Origin of the sequence: Nocardia cyriacigeorgica GUH-2 (assembly GCF_000284035.1) — a bacterium.
GTDB lineage: Bacteria > Actinomycetota > Actinomycetes > Mycobacteriales > Mycobacteriaceae > Nocardia > Nocardia cyriacigeorgica_B.
In genome coordinates, this window is record NC_016887.1 from 4,123,728 (window position 1) to 4,145,257 (window position 21,530).

At 69.2% G+C, this 21,530-nt stretch carries 19 protein-coding genes; 4 read left to right on the forward strand and 15 right to left on the reverse strand.

Annotated features, from left to right (window positions below; all coding sequences use genetic code 11):
- Window positions 1-122: 122 nt before the first annotated feature.
- The 3 genes from NOCYR_RS18670 to dapA form a co-directional block, all read right to left on the reverse strand.
- Window positions 123-2,744: a DNA translocase FtsK gene (locus NOCYR_RS18670; protein ID WP_048833511.1), complete on the reverse strand. Its 2,622-nt coding sequence runs from the start codon at window positions 2,742-2,744 to the stop codon at window positions 123-125.
- A gap of 221 nt (window positions 2,745-2,965) precedes the next feature.
- Window positions 2,966-4,957 carry a ribonuclease J gene (locus tag NOCYR_RS18675; protein WP_048833512.1) on the reverse strand — a complete coding sequence of 664 codons (1,992 nt, stop codon included), beginning with the start codon at window positions 4,955-4,957 and terminating at the stop codon, window positions 2,966-2,968.
- Window positions 4,954-5,877 (reverse strand): 4-hydroxy-tetrahydrodipicolinate synthase, encoded by a 924-nt coding sequence (gene dapA / locus NOCYR_RS18680; protein WP_014351961.1) that lies wholly within the window; start codon window positions 5,875-5,877, stop codon window positions 4,954-4,956. Before dapA ends, NOCYR_RS18675 begins: the two co-directional genes overlap by 4 nt.
- Before the next feature lie 208 nt (window positions 5,878-6,085).
- On the opposite strand from dapA, the gene NOCYR_RS18685 reads away from it, so the two are divergent.
- Window positions 6,086-6,649 (forward strand): hypothetical protein, encoded by a 564-nt coding sequence (locus NOCYR_RS18685; protein ID WP_014351962.1) that lies wholly within the window; start codon window positions 6,086-6,088, stop codon window positions 6,647-6,649.
- Window positions 6,650-6,779: 130 nt separating this feature from the next.
- Here NOCYR_RS18685 and NOCYR_RS18690 read toward each other — a convergent pair whose 3' ends face one another.
- The 7 genes from NOCYR_RS18690 to dapB form a co-directional block, all read right to left on the reverse strand.
- On the reverse strand, window positions 6,780-7,991 hold the full coding sequence (locus tag NOCYR_RS18690) for a winged helix-turn-helix domain-containing protein (protein ID WP_048834285.1): 1,212 nt from the start codon (window positions 7,989-7,991) through the stop codon (window positions 6,780-6,782).
- Window positions 7,992-8,023: 32 nt separating this feature from the next.
- Window positions 8,024-9,043: a hypothetical protein gene (locus tag NOCYR_RS18695; protein WP_048834286.1), complete on the reverse strand. Its 1,020-nt coding sequence runs from the start codon at window positions 9,041-9,043 to the stop codon at window positions 8,024-8,026.
- On the reverse strand, window positions 9,036-10,352 hold the full coding sequence (locus NOCYR_RS18700; protein WP_231855959.1) for an ATP-binding protein: 1,317 nt from the start codon (window positions 10,350-10,352) through the stop codon (window positions 9,036-9,038). Before NOCYR_RS18700 ends, NOCYR_RS18695 begins: the two co-directional genes overlap by 8 nt.
- Window positions 10,316-11,017, reverse strand: a complete 702-nt coding sequence (locus NOCYR_RS18705) for a response regulator transcription factor (RefSeq protein WP_048834287.1) — start codon at window positions 11,015-11,017, stop codon at window positions 10,316-10,318. The genes NOCYR_RS18700 and NOCYR_RS18705 overlap by 37 nt, the downstream gene beginning before the upstream one ends.
- A gap of 96 nt (window positions 11,018-11,113) precedes the next feature.
- The gene (locus tag NOCYR_RS18710; RefSeq protein ID WP_048834288.1) at window positions 11,114-11,524 is read right to left on the reverse strand and encodes a flavodoxin family protein; all 411 of its coding nucleotides are present in this window, start codon (window positions 11,522-11,524) and stop codon (window positions 11,114-11,116) included.
- Between the two features lie 63 nt (window positions 11,525-11,587).
- Window positions 11,588-12,031 (reverse strand): hypothetical protein, encoded by a 444-nt coding sequence (locus NOCYR_RS18715; RefSeq protein WP_048834289.1) that lies wholly within the window; start codon window positions 12,029-12,031, stop codon window positions 11,588-11,590.
- A gap of 65 nt (window positions 12,032-12,096) precedes the next feature.
- Window positions 12,097-12,849 (reverse strand): 4-hydroxy-tetrahydrodipicolinate reductase, encoded by a 753-nt coding sequence (gene dapB / locus NOCYR_RS18720; RefSeq protein ID WP_014351969.1) that lies wholly within the window; start codon window positions 12,847-12,849, stop codon window positions 12,097-12,099.
- 241 nt (window positions 12,850-13,090) lie between these two features.
- Between dapB and NOCYR_RS18725 the strand changes: the two genes are divergently transcribed.
- Together NOCYR_RS18725 and NOCYR_RS18730 are read left to right on the forward strand one after the other, a co-directional pair.
- A complete protein-coding gene (locus NOCYR_RS18725) occupies window positions 13,091-13,486 on the forward strand; it encodes a VOC family protein (RefSeq protein WP_048833514.1) in 396 nt (131 codons plus the stop codon).
- Window positions 13,487-13,500: 14 nt separating this feature from the next.
- Window positions 13,501-13,995, forward strand: a complete 495-nt coding sequence (locus NOCYR_RS18730; RefSeq protein WP_231855960.1) for a hypothetical protein — start codon at window positions 13,501-13,503, stop codon at window positions 13,993-13,995.
- Window positions 13,996-14,010: 15 nt separating this feature from the next.
- Here the strand turns inward: NOCYR_RS18730 and NOCYR_RS18735 are convergent, their stop codons facing one another.
- Complete coding sequence (locus NOCYR_RS18735; protein ID WP_048833515.1) at window positions 14,011-15,228, reverse strand: MFS transporter; 1,218 nt, start codon at window positions 15,226-15,228, stop codon at window positions 14,011-14,013.
- A 93-nt stretch (window positions 15,229-15,321) separates the two neighbouring features.
- Here NOCYR_RS18735 and NOCYR_RS18740 point away from each other — a divergent pair, with 93 nt between their 5' ends.
- Window positions 15,322-15,654: an ArsR/SmtB family transcription factor gene (locus NOCYR_RS18740; protein WP_014351973.1), complete on the forward strand. Its 333-nt coding sequence runs from the start codon at window positions 15,322-15,324 to the stop codon at window positions 15,652-15,654.
- Window positions 15,655-15,702: 48 nt separating this feature from the next.
- On the opposite strand, the gene NOCYR_RS18745 is transcribed toward NOCYR_RS18740, so the two are convergent.
- From NOCYR_RS18745 to rpsO, 4 genes are all read right to left on the reverse strand, one after another.
- Entirely contained in the window at window positions 15,703-16,989 is a 1,287-nt protein-coding gene (locus tag NOCYR_RS18745) for a tetratricopeptide repeat protein (protein WP_014351974.1), read from the reverse strand.
- A 106-nt stretch (window positions 16,990-17,095) separates the two neighbouring features.
- Window positions 17,096-18,409 carry a M16 family metallopeptidase gene (locus NOCYR_RS18750; RefSeq protein WP_014351975.1) on the reverse strand — a complete coding sequence of 438 codons (1,314 nt, stop codon included), beginning with the start codon at window positions 18,407-18,409 and terminating at the stop codon, window positions 17,096-17,098.
- An 80-nt stretch (window positions 18,410-18,489) separates the two neighbouring features.
- On the reverse strand, window positions 18,490-20,760 hold the full coding sequence (locus NOCYR_RS18755) for a polyribonucleotide nucleotidyltransferase (RefSeq protein WP_014351976.1): 2,271 nt from the start codon (window positions 20,758-20,760) through the stop codon (window positions 18,490-18,492).
- Between the two features lie 376 nt (window positions 20,761-21,136).
- On the reverse strand, window positions 21,137-21,406 hold the full coding sequence (gene rpsO, locus NOCYR_RS18760) for a 30S ribosomal protein S15 (RefSeq protein WP_014351977.1): 270 nt from the start codon (window positions 21,404-21,406) through the stop codon (window positions 21,137-21,139).
- Window positions 21,407-21,530: the final 124 nt, after the last annotated feature.

Genomic DNA, 21,530 nt, shown 5'->3' on the forward strand with positions numbered 1-21,530 from the left:
TCATAAGCCCCGGTCACGTGGTTCGACTCCACGGTGAGCTTCGATGGAGGTCACTCCTCGTCCGATACCGCCCGCATCCGAGCGGACGGATCGGCCAGAGCAAACCTCCCGACGAGCGCCGATCAGTCCTGCGGCTCCGGCGGCGGCTCGTCCCCACCACCGCGGATCGACCACAGCAGCCCTTCCAGCTCATCCGGTTTCACCAGCACATCGCGCGCCTTGGACCCCTCGCTCGGACCCACCACATTGCGGGTCTCCATCAGGTCCATGAGCCGGCCCGCCTTGGCGAAGCCGACCCGTAGCTTGCGCTGCAGCATCGACGTTGAACCGAACTGTGAGGTCACCACCAGTTCCACCGCCTGCAAGAACAGGTCCAGGTCGTCGCCGATATCGGGGTCGACGTCCTTCTTCTCCCCCGCCTTCGCCGCGGTGACGCCCTCGGTGTACTCGGGTTCGGCCTGGTTCTTGGTGAACTCGACGACCGCGTGGATCTCTTCGTCGCTGATGTAGGCGCCCTGCAAACGGGTTGGCTTGCCCGCGCCCATCGGCAGGAACAGCCCGTCGCCCATACCGATCAGCTTCTCCGCGCCGGGCTGGTCCAGGATGACGCGCGAATCGGTGAGCGAGGACGTCGCGAACGCCAGCCGCGACGGCACATTGGTCTTGATCAGGCCCGTCACCACGTCGACCGACGGACGCTGGGTCGCCAGCACCAGATGAATACCCGCCGCGCGCGCCTTCTGGGTGATCCGCACGATGGCGTCCTCGACGTCACGCGGTGCGGTCATCATCAGGTCGGCGAGCTCGTCGACGATGGCCAGGATGTAGGGATAGGGCCGGTAGACGCGTTCGCTGCCCAGCGGCGCGGTGATCGCGCCCGACTTCACCTTCTTGTTGAAGTCGTCGATATGGCGGACCTTGTTGGCCTGCATGTCCTGATAGCGCTGCTCCATCTCCTCGACCAGCCAGGCCAGCGCGGCCGCCGCCTTCTTCGGCTGGGTGATGATGGGCGTGATCAGATGCGGAATGCCCTCGTACGGGGTGAGTTCCACCATCTTCGGGTCGATCAGGATCATCCTGACCTCCTCCGGGGTGGCCCGCTGCAACAGCGACACCAGCATCGAGTTCACGAAACTCGACTTACCGGAGCCGGTGGAACCGGCCACCAGCAGATGCGGCATCTTGGCCAGGTTGGCCGCCAGGAACTCGCCTTCGATGTTCTTTCCGAGGCCGATCACCAGCGGATGGTGATCGTTGCGGGTGGAGGGCGCCTTGAGCACATCGGCCAGCCGCACCAGTTCGCGATCGGAGTTGGGGACCTCGATGCCGACCGCCGACTTGCCCGGGATCGGGGCGAGCAGGCGCACGTTCTCCGTGGCCACCGCGTAGGCGATGTTGCGCGCCAGCGCGGTGATCTTCTCGACCTTCACACCCGGGCCGAGCTCGACCTCGTACCGGGTGACCGTCGGCCCGCGCACGAAACCGGTGACCGCGGCGTCGATCTTGAACTGCACCAGCACCTCGGTGATCGCCTCGATCATCGATTCGTTGGCGGCGCTGCGCTTCTTGGGCGGCTCGCCATCGGTGAGCAGGCTCATCGGTGGCAGCGTGTAATCGCCCTCGATGACCCGGTCGGCGACGAACTCCGGTTCCTTCGGCGGTGGCGGCGTCTGATCGACAACCTTGGCCGGCTTCGGCTTGGCCTTCGGCGCGGCGGCCGGGGGTTCGGCGGCGATCGGCTTGGCATCGCGCAGCGGCGGTTCCCCCAGCGATTCGGTGACGGCGTCGGATCCGGCGAACTCGTCGGTCGGATAGTTCTCCTCCGGCGTGCGACCCCGGCGCCGGGATCCACTGCGGGTAAGCGGGAATCCGTCGGCGTCATAGCCTCCGGAGGCGAATTCGGGGTCGTAGTCGTCGTATTCGTCGCCGCCGCTGGCGGTGCCGAAGTAGTGCCGGAACAGGGCCGGGATCTCGCGCACCGTGGTGCCGGTGACCAGCAGCACGCCGAAGACGATGGCCAGCAACAGGATCGGCACCGACAACCAAGCCGTCAGCCCGTCGGTGAGCGGTCCGCCGACCACGAACCCGACGAAACCGGCCGCGCGCGAACGTCCGTGCGCGTCGGTCGGGGCGCCCGCGGCGATATGCCACAGCCCCAGCATCGGCAGCCCGACCAGCAGTCCGCCGAGCACCAGCCGGGGCCGGATCTCCGGATGCGGTTCGGTGCGCATCAGGATCACCGCGATACCGGCCGCCACGAACGGCAGCGCCGCCGACGCCGATCCGGAGACCGCCCGGATCACGTCTTCGACGAAATGCCCGATCGGCCCGCCCGCCGACAGCCACACCGCCGCCGCGATGACGCCGCTGAGGCCGATCAAGGCCAGCGCGATCCCGTCGCGGCGGTGCCCGTGCTCGATCTCCCCCGCCCGGCTCAGCGTGCGGGTGGTGGCGCCGAGACCGCGCGCCAGCATGGTCCAGCCGCCGCTGATCCCGCGCCCGATGACGGCCAGCGGCGCGGTGTCGGACCGGCGGCGCGCCGGACGTCGCGCGGCCGAGGCGCGAACCCGTCCCGCCGAAGCGCGGCCGCGGGCCGCCGAGGTGCGGCCTCGGGCGGCCGAACCGGTGCGAGTCGCCGAACGAGATGGGTTCGTCGCCGAACGAGTGGAGGCCGCCGTTGTCCGCCCCCGTGCCGATCCCGCCCGCGCACGTGTCGTAGTGGTGCTGCGGGACTTACCTGCCATGAACTCAGGCTAGCCGTAAACGCACCATCAGGACCATCCGCAACACTGGTATCGCCTGTAACTTGTGCTGATGAGCGGGGCGAATGCCCAGGTGATGGGGTTCATCATGCCCCGGACCGCGATCCAGGACACGCCGACACACCGGCGCCGTCGCGTCTGCGCAGACAGAAAACCCGCCGGACGATCAGACATCCGGCGGGTTTCGCGGGCGGTGACTCGGCTCAGACTCCGATGACGGTCGGCACGATCATCGGACGACGCCGATAGGTGTCGGCCACCCAGCGCCCGACCACCCGGCGTACGCCCTGGGCGATGCGGTGGGTGTCGGTGATGCCCTCACCGGCCAGGCGCAGCAGTTCGGATTCGACCAGCTGGGCGGCTTCCGACAGCGCGGTGGGATCGTCGGAGAAGCCGCGACCGCTCAGTTCCGGCGTGCTGACCGCCTTGCCGGTGGTCTCGTCGATCGCGACGGTGATGGCGATGAAACCGCCCTCACCCAGCACCAGCCGGTCCGACAGGGTCGATTCGCCGACATCGCCGACCGACAGGCCGTCGACATAGACGTGGCCGACCGGCACCCGGCCGACGATGGAGGCGATGCCGTCGACCAGATCGACCACGACGCCGTCCTCGGCCAGCACCACCCGGTCCTCGGGCACACCGGTGGCCACCGCGAGCGCGGCATTGGCGCGCAGATGCCGCCATTCACCGTGCACGGGCATCGCATTGGTGGGCCGCACCGCGTTGTACAGGTACAGCAGCTCACCCGCGGAGGCGTGCCCGGAGACATGCACCTTCGCGCTCTGCTGGGTGATCACCGAGGCGCCGAGCCGGGCCAGGCCGTTGACGACGGTGAACACCGAGTTCTCGTTGCCCGGGATCAGCGAGGACGCCAGTACCACGAGATCGTCGGCGCGGATATTGATCTGGCGGTGGTCGCCGCGCGCCATCCGCGACAGCGCCGACAACGGCTCGCCCTGCGAACCGGTGGAGATCAGCACCAGCTTGTCGCTGGGCAGCGTCGCGGCCTGATCCAGCTCGACCACCAGGCCGTCGGGCACGCTCAGATAGCCGAGGTCCTGCGCGATCTGCATATTGCGGACCATCGACCGGCCCACGAAACAGATGCGGCGCCCGTACTTCTGGGCGACATCGACCACCTGCTGGATGCGATGCACGTGGCTGGCGAAGGAGGCCACGATGACTCGGCCCTTGGCCTTGCCGATGACGGTGTCGAGGACGCCGCCGATCTCACGTTCGGGAGTGACGAAGCCGGGAACCTCGGCATTGGTGGAGTCGACCAGGAACAGGTCCACGCCCTCGTCGCCGAGCCGGGAGAAACCGGCCAGGTCGGTGAGCCTGCCGTCCAGCGGCAGCTGGTCGAGCTTGATGTCACCGGTGTGGAGCGCGACGCCGGCCGGGGTGCGGATGGCGACGGCGATGGCATCGGGGATCGAGTGGTTGACCGCGAAGTACTCGCAGCCGAACGGGCCGTGCGTGGTGTGCTGACCCTCGGTGACCTCCACCAGCTTCGGATGCTGGCGGTGCTCGCGGCATTTCGCCGCCACCAGGGCGAGGGTGAACTTCGATCCGACGACCGGGATGTCGGGGCGCAGCCGCAGCAGGAACGGCACGGCGCCGATGTGGTCCTCGTGGCCGTGGGTGAGCACGACCGCGACCACGTCGTCCATCCGGTTCTCGATGGGACGGAAGTCGGGCAGGATCAGGTCGACGCCGGGCTGCTGGTCCTCGGGGAACAGCACGCCGCAGTCGACGATGAGCAGCTTGCCGCCGTACTCGAAAACCGTCATGTTGCGGCCGATTTCACCGATACCGCCGAGCGCGAAGACCCGCAGGCCGTTGCTCGGCGCCTTCGGCGGCGCACCCAGGCGATCCTGCGGCGCGACGGCGGCGCGGGGATCGGGCTGCGGTGCGGACTGATCGCCGCGGCCACGACCACCTTGACGGGAGCGTCCCTGCTTGCGCTGACGGTCCTGGCCGGTACGCGATTCGGCGGCCTTCGCGGGGGCAGTGCTCTTCTCCGGCGCCGCCTGCTGCACGGGCGCTGCGGGAGCTTCGGCTTCGCTGGGAGCGGGAGGGGTTGCGGCGGAGGGCTTTTCCGGTGCGGCGGGGGGCTGCGGCGGACGCGGCGTGGCCGGGCCGGCGCTGCGGCTGGCGGAACGGCGGGGACGACGGCCTAGCGGAGCCGTCATCCGAGCACTCCCGCCGCGCGCAGATCGGCGCTGAGCAGGTCGAGCTGATCGGGACCGGGCATGAGCTGCGGCAGCCGCGGCTCGCCGACGTCGAGGCCGAGCAGGCGCAGGCCCGCCTTCGACATGGCCACACCACCCAGGCGCGCCATGGCGGCGTTCAACGGCACCAGCCCGGCGTTGATCTCACGGGCGCGCACGACGTCACCGGCGGTGTAGGCGTCGACCAGTTCGCGCAGCCGTTCCGGCACCAGATGTCCGATGACACTGATGAATCCGGTCGCGCCGATCGACAGCCACGGCAGGTTCAGGGTGTCGTCGCCGGAGTAGAAGTCCAGGCCGGTGGTGGCGATGAGTTCGGCACCGGCGTTGAGATCGCCCTTGGCGTCCTTGACCGCGACGATGCGCGGATGCTCGGCCAGGCGGCGGATGGTGTCGGAGGCGATCGGCACGATCGAGCGCGGCGGAATGTCGTAGAGGGTCACCGGCAGATCGGTGGCGTCGGCGACCGCGGTGAAGTGTGCGATCAGGCCTTCCTGGGTGGGCCGCGAGTAGTACGGGGTCACCACCAGCAAACCGTGGGCACCCGCCCGCTGCGCGTTGCGCGCCAGCTCCACCGAATGCGCGGTGTCATAGGTTCCGGCACCGGCGATCACGGTGGCGCGCGAGCCCACGGCGTCGACGACGGCGCGCAGCAGATCGGCCTTCTCCGATTCGGTGGTGGTCGGCGATTCACCGGTGGTACCGGAGATCGCGAGCAGGTCGACGCCGCGGTCGACCAGGCGGGCCGCCAGCGCGACGCCGGTGTCGACGTCGAGCTTGCCCTCGGCACTGAAGGGGGTCACCATCGCGACGCCGACCGTGCCGGAGGCATGCAGCCGACTCGAATCGCCGGCGCTGCCGGGCCCTGGGTGGTTACGCATGCTGCCGCCTCCGGGCCTGCGCCTCGCACCGCGGTGTCGGCGTCGATTCACCGTTCGTCATGGTCAGAAAGGCTACCCGGTCCGGGACACACCCTCGACACCCTCGTCGCCGTTCGGCGACCGCGCGGACATGATACCCGTCTCATTACGTCGCGATGACGCCAAATCGTTCCTTGAAAGACATCATCTCTGGCGTCAGACTGATGTCATGGATCTGGACAAATACACCGCCCGTTTGCGCGCGGATCTGGTCGCGGCGGCGGCCCTCGGCGATGAGAAGACCCAGGCCACGGCCGCCGCGCTGGCCGCGGCCGTGGAGAGTTCGACGCGGCTGGTGCTGCTGTCGGCGCTGTCCGATCTGGCCACCGAGGTCAGCACGACGCTGGGCGACCGCACCGTGCACGTCTCAGTGGACGGCACCGACGCCACCGTCGACGTCCGCAACAATCCGGCCACCGAATCCGAGCACCCCACCTTCGAGGACATGACCGGCGATATCAGCCGGGTCACCCTGCGGTTGGTGGAGCAGCTGAAGTCGCGCGCCGAGGAGGCGGCGGCACAGAGTGGGCAATCGCTGAACTCGTGGATGTCGGGCGTGGTGTCGGGCGCGCTGCGCGATCAGATGCGCGGTTATGGCGGATACGGTGGCGGGCCCAAGCGGTACCCGAGTTCGCGCGACAACGCCGGTTCCGGTGACGAGTCCCGTGGGTCCGATCGCAACGCAGGCGGTGACAGCCGCGATGCCGACCCCGGCACCGCCAGTTCCGACTGACCAGCGGCAGTTCCGACAGACCACCACCGCTTGGGCCACGGACCCGGCGGCCGTCGGCTGTCGCTCGCTGTGCCGCACCCGATTCTCGCTGCACCGGCGATGACCTGGGCGGACTCGAGCGCCGGTCGGGTCATCCTGCCGTGCGCAACAGCGGCGCCAGGTCGCCCCGCTCTCCGATGACGACGTCGTCGAGCTCGAGCCAGTCGGCCATCTCCCGCAGGGCCGTCCACAACGCCTGCGCCGTGTGCGCGTCACAGCGGCCCGGTTCGGCGAAGGCACCGGGCACCAGCAGCCGCCCGGAACCTCGGTCGGCGCGCAGATCGACGCGGCCGACTAGCTCGCCGTCGAGCAGGAACGGAAAGACGTAGTACCCGTGTATCCGCTTGGCTTCCGGGGTGTAGATCTCGATCCGGTAGTGGAAGTCGAAGAGGCGTTCGGTGCGGGCACGGAAGAAGATCAACGGGTCGAACGGGCACAGCAGGGCGGCGCCGGCGATCCGGCGCGGCGTGGCGGCCCCGGCGCGCAGATAGGCCGGTGCCGCCCAGTCGGCGACCTGCACCGGGATCAGTTCGCCCGCGTCCACCAGCTCGGCGATCGCGGGTTTGGTCTGCGCGCTGGAGAGCCGGTAGTAGTCGCGCAGGTCGGGCTCGGTGGCGACGCCCAGCGCGGTGGCCGCGCGCAGCACGAGTTCGCGCACGGCCTCGTCTTCGGGGACCGATCGCGCGAACACCTCGGCCGGCAGGACCCGCTCGGCGAGGTCGTAGTGACGGGTGAAGCCGACCCGTCGTCTCACCGAGAGCTCCCCGGCGGCGAAGAGCTGCTCGCAGATCACCTTGGTATCGCTGAGGTTCCACCACGATCCCGGCGGACGCGGCTTGTCCAGTTCCAGATGACGTTCCACCTCACCGGCACTGGCCGCGCCGACCTCGGTGATGACGTCGAGAATGTCTTTGCCGAGCGTGGGATTGCGTTCGACGACCGCACGCGCCCCTCCCCAGCGTCCGTGCCGGTAGCGCTGCATGCGCCAGCGCATCAGCGGCCAGTCCTCGACCGGGATCAGTGCCGCCTCGTGCGCCCAGTACTCCACCAGGGCGCGGGGCCTGCGGGTGCCCGCATGCCAGGACGCCTCGTCCAGCAAGCCGCGATCGTAGGCGCCGATGCGGCTGAACACGGGTGCGTAATGCGCGCGGACCACGGCGGAGACCGAATCCAATTGCAGCAGTTGGGTTCTGTCCAGCGCGGCGAGGATCGTCCGCCTGGTCGCCTTGGCGGGCTTCGCCTTGCCGAAGCCCTGCGCCGCCAGCGCCGTCCGCCGCGCCGCCGCCGCACTCATCGTCCGCATACGCCGCACTTTGCCATGGGGGTACGACACATTCAGGTGGAGACGGCGACCTCACCCGCGAGGTCGATCTCGGTGCGCCGGTCCTGCTCCGGCGCATGGGCCAGCACCGTCGCCAGGATGCGGCGACCGGTCGGCAGGATGCGCACGGTGACCGAGCCCGCGTTGGCCGCGTCGAGTTCCTTGATGGCCGCCTCGATGACGCGGCGCCGCACCGCGGGCGGTACGCCGTCGAATCCGCCGTCATCGAGTAGCACCACCTCGACGCCGCGGGCGCGCGCACCACGAGCGGCGCTGTTGAGTTCGTCGGTGGCCAGGTGCGGGGCGCGCAGACCGTCGCGGAGTTCGGCCTCGAGCAGCCGGCACTGTTCGCGCTCGTAGGCGCTGAGTTCCACGCCGTCGGCGATGCGTTCCAGGATCGGGCGCGCCACCTTGTCCAGCCGCGCCAGCTGACGATCGCGCTCACCGTTCTCGGCGGCCATGGTGGCCTCCGCGGCCGCACGCATGGTGGCCTCCTCGCGCAGCAGGCGCAGCGAGCGCTGGGTGGGCCGCATGATCAGCGCGCACACCGACACACCCGCGACGGTGGCGACCGGCACGATCGAGCCGACGATCACCCCCGCCGACAGCCCGGCCACCGCGCCCACCACCGCGACCACCACGGCGACACTCGCGACACCGAGCCACGCGGCACCCATCCGCCCGCGCAGCACCAGCACCGCCAGCACATACGACGACGCGAAGGCCGTCCACACCTGACTCGACGCGTACTCCTGCACATCGAAGGTGGTCAACGCGGTGGCCAGTGGACCGGCGACCACGAGGTAGGCGGTCGCGGGCTTGGGCAGCGGTTCCTCCGGCACCATCAGCACCACGACACCGGCCACCACCAGCAGCACCAGCGCGGCCGTGGCCGGCACGGGTGAGGCCTCGGTGAAGTTGCGCACCATGTACAGCACGATGGTCAGTTCCAGGATGGCCAGGAACAGCCAGCCCGCGGCCCCGCGCAGGCCCAGCAGATCGCGCAAGCCGAAATCGGCGCTCGTGTCAGCCATCGCCACCCCAGACCAAGGTCACCGTCGTCCCTTCGCCCGGCTGCGATTCCACGAATGCGGCGCCGCCGGCGAGCTGTCGCATCCGGCCGAGAATGCTGACCGAGATGCCGAGCCGGTCCACCGGCACCCGGTTCTGATCGAATCCGGCGCCGTCATCGCGCATTTCGGTGCGGATGCCGCCGGCGCTGACCGTCACGGTGACGCTGCGACGCACCTGCCGGTCGGGCACGGTGGCGTGGCGCAGACTGTTGCGCGCCGCCTCGGCCAGCGCGGCGGCGATCGTGCTCGCCGCGGTCACCGGCAGGCGCAGATCATCGAATCCGGCGGTGCGGCGGGCGGTGAATTCGATGCCGGGATTCACCTCGTGGACCGCTGAGCGCAGGAAACCGATCGCCGATTGGGCGTCCAGATGATCGGGGTCGCCACTGCCCGCGCGGGATTCGTCGAGCTGTTCCAGCGTCCGTTCGGCCTGGCGGCGCAGCACCGGCGACTCGGTGCCACCGCGGGAGGCGTCGAGCAGGGTCGACAGCACCGCGTCGTGGATCAGGGCCGCGAACCGGGCGCGTTCCCGGTCGCGCGCCGCCGCACCCGCGACGGCGGCGGCCCGGCTACTGGCCACCTCCGATTCCCGGTCGACCCGGATGCCGGCTTCCCTGGCGTAGACCACGCACCACAAGAACAACGCGCATAACCCGGCCGCGCGGGCGAAATCGCCGGCCATCGTCAGCGCGGAGACATCGGGCACCACGAACAGATTCACCACCGCCGACAGCGCCGAACCGGCGAACAGATAGCCGATGGCGGGCCCGGTGGGCCAGGCCAGCGCCGCCGCGAGCACGCCGAGGGCGAGCACCCGGTACACCCAGACCGAGCCGGCGGCGTCGGCCGGCTGCGAATAGGCCAGCATGATCACCACCATGGCGGCCAGAAAGCTCACCGCGGCCGCACCGCTGACCAGGCGAATGGTCCGGGGCGGCGCACTGATCGACGCCACGGCCAGTACCGGGAACATGCCAAAGGCCAGCAGGACCGCGGTAATCGTCCACCCCGGGGCGATATCGCGACTCTGATCAGCGATCTCGGGCAGTTCGACGAGGGCGGCGATCACCCCGGCCAATCCGACGACCAGCCCGAATCGGCGCAGAATCCGTTCGGAGGCATCGGCGGCCTGATCTCGCGACACGGCGGCCAACCGGCGCCACCAACGGGTCGCGCGCAGGCGATCGAGCGGGGCGGGCGTGGTCGGGGCGGTGTCCAGCAAGCCGGACGCGGTCACGGGCGCGGATGCCGCTCGGGGACCGGCAGCCATCCATCCTCCACCGCGCGCTTGTACAGATCGGTCTTGGTCGGCGCGGGCCTGCCTGCGTCGGCGTACTTCTGCCGGATCCGGCCCAGATAGTCGTTGACGGTCTGCTCCGACAACCCGGTGAGCCGAGCCACCCGCGACGCCTTCTCCCCCGACGCGTAGAGGGTGAGCACCTCTTCCTGACGCGGGCTCAACCCCACGCTGGACAACTGCGGATCGCCATCGATGGCGGCGGCCCAGTCGGTGGTGACGACCTGTTCACCGGAGGCCGCCCGGCGCACCGCGGCCACCACGGTGGGCACGTCTTCGGACTTGCGCACCACCCCGAGCACACCGGCACGGGCCGCCGAGCGCACCAGGAAAGCGTTGTCGGCGCCGGTGAACACCAGCACCTCCATGCCGCGCTCGCGCAGCGCGCGCACATTGTCCTCGGGCGTCGAGCCGTCGGCCAGGCGCAGATCCAGGACCACCAGATCGATCGGCTCGGCCACCGCGGGATCGGCGAGCAGTTCGGCGACCGTGCCCGCGGTCGCCACCAGGTCGAGATCGGGATGCGGAGCGAGCATCGCCGCCAAGCCGATCGCGACCGATTCATGGTCTTCGACCAGCCCTATCCGGCGTGGCGTGCTTTCGACCCCTTCGGCCCACGTCACCTCGACAACTCCCATCCCGAGCAACCCGGTCCACCGCGGACCGCACATTGGTACTTCAGCAGTATGCCCGCCGAAGCCGCGCGTGGTCAGCCACCAATAATCGGGGGCATGTCAGGGCGCCAGGCCTGCCGCGACCGTCGCGCCCAGCTCCCAGCAGGTTTCCAGGTCACTCTTGCTCGGCTTACCCGAGACCACCACGTAGTCGGCGGACTTCGACCACCCGAGCCCGGTCGTGATCGACGTGAGGCCTTTCTCCGCGCCCTCGGTGCCCTCGTTGCCGTGGAAATACGCGCCGAACGGGCGCCCGCGCGTGGAATCCAGGCACGGGTAGTAGATGACGTCGAAGGCGTGCTTGAGGGCGCCACTCATGTATCCGAGGTTGGCGGGCGTGCCGAGCACGTAGCCGTCGGCTTCGAGCACATCGGACGGGGTGACCGCGAGCGCGGCCCGGCGCACCACCTCCACGCCCTCGATCTCCGGATCGGTCGCGCCGGAGACCACGGCCTCGAACATCGCCTGCATGAACGGCGACGGGGTGTGATGGATGATCAGCAGTCGCGCCACGACGACGAGGGTATCCCGGGGCTATCCGCGCTGCTCGCGTTCGTGACGCTCCAGCTCGACCGCGCGGCGCATGGTGGCCCGGGCGCGGCCGCGATCGCCGGCGTAGTCGTAGGCGCGGGCCAGGCGGTAGGAGACCCGCCAGTTGTCGGGGTCGGCCTCCCACTCCTGCTTGACCTGCAGGAACAGCTCGTCGGCCGCGGCCCGCTCGATCCGGCCGGACGGACGGCGCGGCAGCTCCGACACGTCCAGTTCCAGGCCCTCGTCGTGGATGCGCCGGGCCAGATGCTGGTGGGCGAGCGCGGCGCGCACGGTGGCGTAGACGATCCAGACACCGAGCAGCGGCAGGATCAGCACGCCGATGCCGATGGCGATCGCGGCGCCGTCACCGGAGCCGATCAGGCTGATCGCGATCTTGCCGAGCAGCAGGAAATAGAAGACCAGCACCAGCACCAGCGCCGCCACCATGGCGACGATCTTGACCACATCCCGGCTCGGCCCGGCACCGGCCGATTCGGCTGGATCCTGCGCGCTCACAGGTCCAGCAGCGGATCGAGCCCGACGGTGAGTCCGGGACGGTCGGCGATGCGGCGCACCCCGAGCAGCACACCGGGCGCGAAGGAGGACCGGTCGATGGAATCGTGGCGGATGGTCAGCGTCTCCCCCTGGGTGCCGAACAGCACCTCCTGGTGGGCGACGAGCCCGGCCAGGCGCACCGAATGCACCCGCACACCGTCGACGTCGGCGCCGCGGGCACCCTCGAGCTCGGTGCTGGTGGCGTCGGGGCTGCGACCCACGCCGGCCTTCTCCCTGGCCTGGGCGATCAGCCCGGCGGTGCGGTAGGCGGTACCCGACGGCGCGTCGGCCTTGTTCGGGTGATGCAGCTCGATGACCTCGACGGATTCGAAGAAGCGCGCGGCCTGCTCGGCGAACCGCATCGACAGCACCGCGCCAATGGCGAAGTTCGGCGCGATCAGCACCCCGACGTGCGGCTTGCCCGCCAGCCAGCCGTTGACTTCGTCGAGCCGCGCGGCGTCGAAACCGGTGGTGCCCACCACGGCGTGGATGCCGTGCTCGACAAGGAATTTCAGGTTGCCCATCACCACGTCGGGATGGGTGAAGTCGACGACGACCTGGGTGCCGGTCTCCAGGAACTTCTCCAGCGGATCATCCTTGTCGACACCCGCGACCAGCTCCAGATCCGCGGCGGCCTCGACCGCCGCGCAGATCGCCTGTCCGACCTTGCCCTGCGCGCCGAGCACACCCACCCGAATCGGTGCGGTCACGATTGGTCTCCCTACTTCTCGTCCGGCTGTTTCCGCCGAGCCTAACGCGGCGGCGGCGCGCGGTCGCCGGGCCCACCTGCGGGCCCGGTCACAGTCGCCGGATGCCGCCGGGACACAACGGAAATGGGGGTTGGCAGCGTCGCGGAACAAACGTTATCGTGATCTCTTGTGACGGTGCTCCCGTTGGCCGCCTTGTACCGAGCCCGGGGTCGGGACCGTCACTACTCGAGGAGAAAATCCCCTGTCAGTACAGTTCAATCACACCATTGTCGGATGCAAGGACAATCGCGTGTCCGCCGAATTCTGGGCGGACATTCTGGGTGTCACGGCCGGAACCGAATGGGGGCCGTTCATTCCGGTCACCGTCGATAACGGTGTCACCTTCGATTTCGCGAACGTCCCGCCACATATCGGCGATATCCAGCCCCAGCATTACGCGTTTCTGGTCTCGGAGGACGAGTTCGACGCCGCCTACGACAAGATCCGCCGGTACCGGCTGGACTACTGGGCCGATCCACGTCAGCAGGACGCGGGGCAGATCAACCACAACGATGGCGGTCGAGGCATCTACTTCCTCGACCCCAGCGGGCACTTCGTGGAGCTGATCACCGTCCCGTACGGCGGCTGGCCCCAGTAAGCGCATGAGGCCGGGTGGCGACACCCGGCCTCATCGCATTCCACTCGTACCGCCATGGCTCGACGGCAACACCACTCGTCGAGCTCGGTCGCCTGCGAAGAAATGGATACCGAATGGGCATCGACGTGAAAACAGCCGTCGAACAACTGCACGACGATCTGGCCGCCTGGCTCGGTTCCGAAGCCGACGATGCGGTATTCGAACGATTCGCCGACGCACAACACGAAGCGTTCTCCATGGTGACCACGGCGGGCGAAACGCTGCGGCGAAGTGAATTGTTGGACGGCCTTCGTGCCGCCCGCAATGCCAGTCCGGGACTGCGTATCGAGATCAGCGAATTCGAAGAAGTCGCGGCGGAAAACCGAATGGTGGTGGTGCGATTCCTGGAATCACACCACCACGCCGGGCAGATATCGCGTCGTCGCGTGACCGCAGTGCTGGTCGCGGCCGACGGCGAGCCGGCGTTGCGCTGGCTGACCGTCCACGAAACCCCGGTCGCCGCGAGCTGATCAGCTGGCCGCGCTTCAGACCTGCGTGCGCACCTCGGCGCGTCCACGACGCACACCCAGACCCGCCGCGATCAGGCACGCCACCGCCACCGCACCGACGAACCACGGAAACACCGTGCCCAGACCCCACGTCGTCGCGGCCCAGCCCGCCACGACGGTGGGCAGCGCCATCGCCGAGTAGGCCAGCAGGTAGTAGGCCGACATGGTCTCGCCGCGCTTGTGCTGCGGTACGACATTGGACAGGTGGCGCAGCGAGCCACCGAACCCGAGCCCGAAGGTGGCGCCGAGGGCCAGCCCGATGCCGATCACCGCGACCCAGTTGTGTGTGCCGAGGGCCGGCACCGTCAGCAGCAGGGCAATCGCCATGCCGATATCGCCGATGATGGCCGCCGCCCGTGCCGGCACCCCGGTCGCGAATAGCTGTGCCAGCGCCGCCGACAGCGCCGTCGACGCCACCACCAGCCCACCGAAGACCAGATTGTGGATGCCGGTCTGCTCCGCGGCCAACGATGGATACAGCGACAGCAGCACACCCAGCACCGACCATGCCGCCATCACCCCGATCGCGGAGAACCAGAAATCACCGCGAATCTCCTGCGGGACGGCCGGCTTGGCGATCCGGATGCGGCCCGCGGCCCGCGCGACATGCGGCTCCCGCAACGCCAGCACACCGACACCGATGATCAAGCAGACCACGCTGATCACCACATAGGGGGTGCGCAGTGGATTCGGCGCGTACTGCGCGAGCAGCGCCGACCCCAGGATCGCCACCGCCATACCGACATTGAAGGCCACACCGGTGAGCTGGCCGGACCGCGCACCGCGATGCGGACGCAGGTCCAGCAGTGCCGCCGCGCCGGCCACCACCGTGGCGCCGACCGCGAAGCCGTGCAGTGCCCGCGCCAGCAGCAGCATCGGCACGGTATCGGCCAGCACGAACACGATCAGGCCGACGATCATGGTGGCGAACGCGCCCAGCAGCACCGGCTTGCGCCCGACCACATCGGAGACCCGGCCCGAGACCAGCACCGCGCCCAGCGCCGCGACCGCGTAGACGGCGAACACGATGGTGGTGGTGAGCGGCGACAGATGCCATTCCCGCTCGTAGATGCCATACAGCGGCGCCGGAACCCCCGACACCCCGAGCGCGACGCCGCTGGCGGCCAGCACCAGCGCGTACGCCCACGACTGCGATGCCCGCTCCGCCCCGGGCACGGCCATTGTCGCTGCCATCGAAACCCCGATCAGGTAAGTTTGATAATGATCGAACCGAATCGACAGTAACGTACGGTACGACGATCATCAAACCCCCCAGTGAGGAAGATCATGACGGACACCACAGCGGTCACCGGCTCCGAGGTCCATCCCGTGGCCGCGCTCCCCGTTGTGCTCGGCGCGCTACAGGATCCGGTGCGCCTGGAGATGGTGCGCCGGCTCAGCAATGCGGGCACCGCGGTGCGCTGCGGAGCGCTCTACGACGTGATCAACAAGTCCACCGCGACCCACCATTTCAAGATCCTGCGCGAGGCCGGCGTCATCGAACGGCTGGTCGTCGACGGCCAGACCTGCCAGCGTTTGCGCACCGATGCCCTCGACGAGGCGCTGCCGGGGTTGCTGGCGTCGGTGGTCGAGGCAGCGAACCGGGCACAGGGCGACTGAGGGACGCCCCCAACGCGAGCAGGGCGACTCCTGCTCCGTCTTGTCGCGCTATCCGAACACCAACCGCCGCAACGCCCACACCATCAGCAGGGCGCACCCGGCAGCCGGTAGCAGCAGAATCGGCAGCATGATCGCGCCGGGGACCCAGGGGGTCTCGGCGATGAACGACAGCGCGGCCTCCACGCACAGGGTCGCGACGACGATTGCGGCGAACACCGCGAATGCCCACGCGCCGTCCGGCCGCAAGGCCACGCCGTGCAGGAGGGCGAGCACACCCCCGATGACCACAGCGGGCGGAACGACCAGGATCACTCCCGACATGGCGTACACCCAGTTCGCGTCGCGATCCTCGGCGCCGCAGGCGGGCCGAACCCACGCGATGAACAGCAGCAGATGAGCTAGTGCCGACGCCCCCAACGCGGTCAGTACCACCACATACCCGAGCGTCGTGGCCGTATCACCACGGTCGATGGTGATCGCGGCGTGGCCGATGAGCGCGAGCGGCAACGCGACGACGAAGACGAGGAGGCCGAGAACCGCTTCGGGCCGCCTGGCCCGCATCCCGAGATAGCCCTTGGGCAACCGCCGCCGGGCTCGGCGCAGCGAACGCACGCCGATGAAACCGAAGGCGCCCAGTACCGCTGAATCCACCAGCCGCAGCACCGACGGCCCGGCGAACGTCGAGGTCACCGCCACGATAGCCGCCCAGCCCCAGAACAATCCGACCAGCCGCAGCAGCGTCCGCCAGACGTATTCGGTGAGCCGTTGGTGCGCGGGCGCGGTGTCGACCCCGGCACCGACCAACGTCCGCAGGTCACGCACGGTGGCACGGTTCGGGCCCGACCGCGCGTCGAGATCGATCGCACTTATGGCGACCTCCGCTCCCGCTACCTTCACCCGGCTGCCCGGCGCGGCGTGCAATCCGGCGATCGTCAGCGAGAACTTGCCCTCCGCTCGCATCGCCTTGGTGCTCTTGGCGTACCGGTCGACCATGAGGCAGTACAGCAGCCGCGCCGCGGGGTCGGCCGGAAGGAGTTCGATTGCGCGCTGAGCGTGCCGGACGGCCTGCTCGTGCCGAGCCTGGGCTCCTGCGGCCAGCGCGGCCACCATCCAGGCGTCGGCCTGCTTCGGATCGGCCCGGCACGCCACATCCGCCGTCTGCCGAGCCCGGGCGATATCGCCCGATTCCAGGTGCTCCTCGGCCAGCCGCGCCAACAGCCGAGCCTCGTCCGGCGCCTCGTTCAACGCCTGTTCGAGCACGTCACGCGCGAGCGACCGCCGCCCGGCCGCCACCTCCACCACCGACCGCGCGAGCGCCAACTCCACCGAATCCATCGTCCCCCCTGAGCATTTCCTGCTGCCCCGCCGAGCTGAGCCAGTGTGTCATCTTCCGGCGTGACCGGTCACGCGAGATTCGACCGCACCGACCGGCCGGCCCGCATCAGCTTTCGACGAGCCGCCGCACCGCCGCCGGCAAGTCCCGCGTGCGCCGGTACGGCCCCGCCACCGACGCTCCGAACGGCCGTTCCAGCAGCGTGCGCGCGATTTCGCTGACTTCCTCGGTGGTGACCGCGTCGATGCGGGCCAGCGTCTCGGAGACGCTGCGGTGGTTGCCGTAGCTGAGTTCGCTGCGGCCGATGCGGTTCATCCGTGACGAGGAATCCTCGAGCCCGAGCACCAGCCCGCCGCGCAGCGAGCCCTTGGCGCGAGCGCATTCGGCATCGGTGATGCCGTTGGCGGCCACCTCTTCCAGCACGCCGCGGGCGAGGGCGGCGACCTCGGCCAGGTTCTCCGGCTGGCAGCCGATGTAGACCGAGAACGCGCCGGTGTCGGCGAAGGTGTCCACGCTCGAGTACACCGAGTACGCCAGGCCGCGTTCTTCCCGGATGCGTTGGAACAGCCGCGAACTCAGCCCGCCGCCGACGACGGTGTTGAGCACCGACAGCGGCCAGCGCCGTTCGCCCTCATGGCGGCCGAAGGCGCGCACCCCGAACACCAAATGCGACTGTTCGCTGTCGCGGTGGCTCCAGTGCAGTTGCGGCGCCGTCCGGGTCCGGAATCGTCCCTCCCGCCGCGGCATCGGCTCGGCGGTCGGGTCGAGCCGGTCGGCGAAGGCGCGATGCACCAGCTCCACGGTGTGCTCATGCTCCACGTTGCCCGCCACCGCGACCACCATCCGGTCGGGCCGGTAGCGGCGCTGATGGAACGAGCGCAGCTGGGTGGCGCGCATCCCTTCGATGGATTCCACCGAGCCGATCACCGGCCGCCCGATCGGGTGATCGCCGAACAGCGCGGTCAGGAACGCGTCGCCGACCAGGTCTTCGGGGTCGTCGTCGCGCATGGCGATCTCTTCGAGCACCACCTGCCGCTCGACATCGACATCGACCGACCGGCACAGCCCGTTGAGCACCACATCGGAGACCAGCTCCACCGCCAGCGGCAGATCCTCGTCCAGCACATGGGCGTAGTAGCAGGTCTGCTCCTTGGCGGTGAACGCGTTCAGCTCACCGCCTACCGCGTCCATCGCCTCGGCGATATCGAGCGCGGTGCGGGTGGGGGTGGCCTTGAACAGCAGATGCTCGAGGAAATGGGCGGCACCGGCGACCGTCGGGCCCTCATCGCGCGAACCGACCCCGACCCACACGCCGATCGATGCCGAACGCACACCGGGTAGGTGCTCGGTCACCACCCGCAACCCGCCGGGCAGCACCGTGCGCCGGACACCGGTCTCGGTCGCCGTCTCCGTTTTGCTCATTCGCCAATCCAGCGACAGACCCCCCTGCCCATTCCTGAGCAAGGGGGTCGCCGCGTTCTGCTTCGTCACACCGTCAAGTACTACTCGCCCGCGGGCGCGTCCGCATCGCCGGTGGTCTCTTCGGTGTTCTCCTCGACCGGGATCAGCGAGATCTTGCCGCGGTTGTCGATGTCGGCGATCTCCACGCGCAGCTTGTCGCCGACGTTGACCACGTCTTCGACCTTGGCCACCCGCTTGCCATTGCCCAGCTTGGAGATGTGCACCAGGCCGTCGCGGCCGGGCAGCAGCGAGACGAAGGCGCCGAAGGCGGTGGTCTTGACGACCGTGCCGAGGAAGCGCTCGCCCACCTTGGGCAGCTGCGGGTTGGCGATGGCGTTGATCTGGTCGATCGCGGCCTGCGCCGACGGGCCGTCGGTCGCGCCGACGAACACGGTGCCGTCGTCCTCGATGGAGATGTTGGCGCCGGTCTCCTCGGTGATCTGGTTGATCACCTTGCCCTTGGGCCCGATCACCTCGCCGATCTTGTCGACCGGGATCTTGATCGCGGTGACGCGCGGCGCGTAGGGGCTCATCTCGTCCGGGGTGGCGATGGCCTCGGCCATCACGTCCAGGATGGTGTTGCGGGCGTCGTGGGCCTGGCTCAGCGCGCCGGCCAGCACCTTGGACGGGATGCCGTCGAGCTTGGTGTCGAGCTGCAGGGCGGTGACGAAGTCACGGGTGCCGGCGACCTTGAAGTCCATGTCGCCGAAGGCGTCCTCGGCGCCGAGGATGTCGGTCAGCGCGACGTAGCGCACCTCGTCCTCACCCTTGTCGTTGGTGACGGTGTCCGACACCAGGCCCATCGCGATACCGGCGACCGGAGCCTTCAGCGGCACACCGGCGTTCAGCAGCGCGAGCGTGGAGGCACACACCGAACCCATCGAGGTGGAGCCGTTGGAGCCCAGCGCCTCCGACACCTGACGGATGGCGTAGGGGAACTCCTCCTGGCTGGGCAGCACCGGGATCAGTGCCCGCTCGGCCAGCGCGCCGTGGCCGATCTCGCGCCGCTTGGGCGAGCCGACGCGGCCGGTCTCGCCGGTGGAGAACGGCGGGAAGTTGTAGTGGTGCATGTAGCGCTTGCTGGTCTCGGGGCCCAGCGAGTCGACCTGCTGGGCCATCTTGACCATGTCGAGGGTGGTGATGCCCAGGATCTGGGTCTCGCCACGCTCGAACAGCGCCGAACCGTGCGCCCGCGGCACCACGGCGACCTCCGCCGACAGCGCGCGGATATCGGCCAGGCCACGACCGTCGATGCGGAAGCCGTCGGTCAGGATGCGCTGCCGGACCAGCTTCTTGGTGACCGAGCGGAACGCCGCGCCCAGCTCCTTCTCCCGGCCGACGAAGTCCTCGCCGAGGCGGGAGAGCACGTCGAGCTTGATCTCGTCGATCTTCGCCTCGCGCTCCTGCTTGTCGGCGATGCTCAGCGCCTCGTTCAGCTCACGCTTGGCGGTGCCCTCCACGGCCTCGAAGACGTCGGCCTCGTACGGCGGGAACAGCGGGAACTCACCGGTCGGCTTGGCGGCCAGCGCGGCGAGATCGGCCTGGGCGCGGCACAGGCGGGCGATGAACGGCTTGGCGGCCTCGAGGCCCTCGGCCACGACGGCTTCGGTGGGCGCCGGCGCGCCACCCTCGACCAGCTCGATGACCTTGTCGGTGGCCTCGGCCTCGACCATCATGATCGCGACGTCACCGGATTCGACCACGCGACCGGCGACGACCATGTCGAAGACCGCACCCTCGAGCTGCTCCACGGTCGGGAACGCGACCCACTGGCCCTCGATCAGCGCCACGCGCACGCCGCCGACCGGGCCGGAGAACGGCAGGCCGGCGATCTGGGTGGACGCCGAAGCGGCGTTGATCGCGACGACGTCGTAGAGGTCGTTCGGGTCCAGGCTCATCACCGTGACCACGACCTGGATCTCGTTGCGCAGGCCGTCGACGAACGACGGGCGCAGCGGCCGGTCGATCAGGCGGCAGGTGAGGATCGCGTCGGTGGAGGGGCGGCCCTCGCGGCGGAAGAACGAGCCGGGGATGCGGCCCGCGGCGTACATCCGCTCTTCGACGTCGACCGTCAGCGGGAAGAAGTCGAACTGGTCCTTGGGGTGCTTACCGGCGGTGGTGGCCGACAGCAGCATGGTCTCGTCGTCGAGGTAGGCCACGACCGAGCCTGCGGCCTGACGGGCCAGACGGCCGGTCTCGAAGCGAATGGTGCGGGTGCCGTAGCTCCCGTTGTCGATCAGCGCGACGGATTCGAAGACTCCGGGCTCGACCTCGACGGCCGAGGTATTCGCGCGTTCGGTGGTTTCGGACATTTTTCTTCTCTCAACCTCTCGTCTCGCCGGACCCGGCGCCCATGGCGCGATCCGGCTGTGTCAGCCGTACCTGACGGGGCACGCGGCAGCCCTCCTGGCTGCGACGCGCACACCCGGCCGGTATCCCCTTGGATACGGCGACGCGGAGGCGGTCATCGATCGAAGCCCTCCGGCGGTATGCCACCGGCCGAAAAGCCACTACCGAAGACCGACGCCACGAGGACGGGTGCATACGGCTGTGTTGTCGTGCAGGGGTTATTCCTCCCCCGGACACGAAAAAGCCAACGAGGAGATTGTAAGCTCCCCGTTGGCCGGGTCGTCTACTGCCTTACCGTAACCGCGTGTCGCATGCGGTGGCAGGGCGTGGACGCGATGATCAGCGCCGCAGGCCGAGGCGCTCGATCAGGGTGCGGTAGCGCGCGATGTCCTTGTCGGCCAGGTACTTCGACAGGCGCTTGCGACGACCGATCAGCGCCATCAGGCCGTGGCGGGTGTGGTGGTCGTGCTTGTGCTTCTTGAGGTGCTCGGTGATGTCGGCGATGCGCTTGGACAGCAGCGCGATCTGCGCCTCCGGCGAACCGGTGTCGGTCTCGTGCAGGCCGTACTCGGCGAGAATCGCCTTCTTCTGCTCGGTGGTCAACGCCATGGGGCATCCACTCCTGTTTCTCAGTTCCGCGCTCGAGGATCCGGCGAACCGGTGGGGCGCCGCCGCGGACCGCAGCAAACCCGAGGATCCACCTTACCCGACCGGGTGCGGCGGACCGAATCGC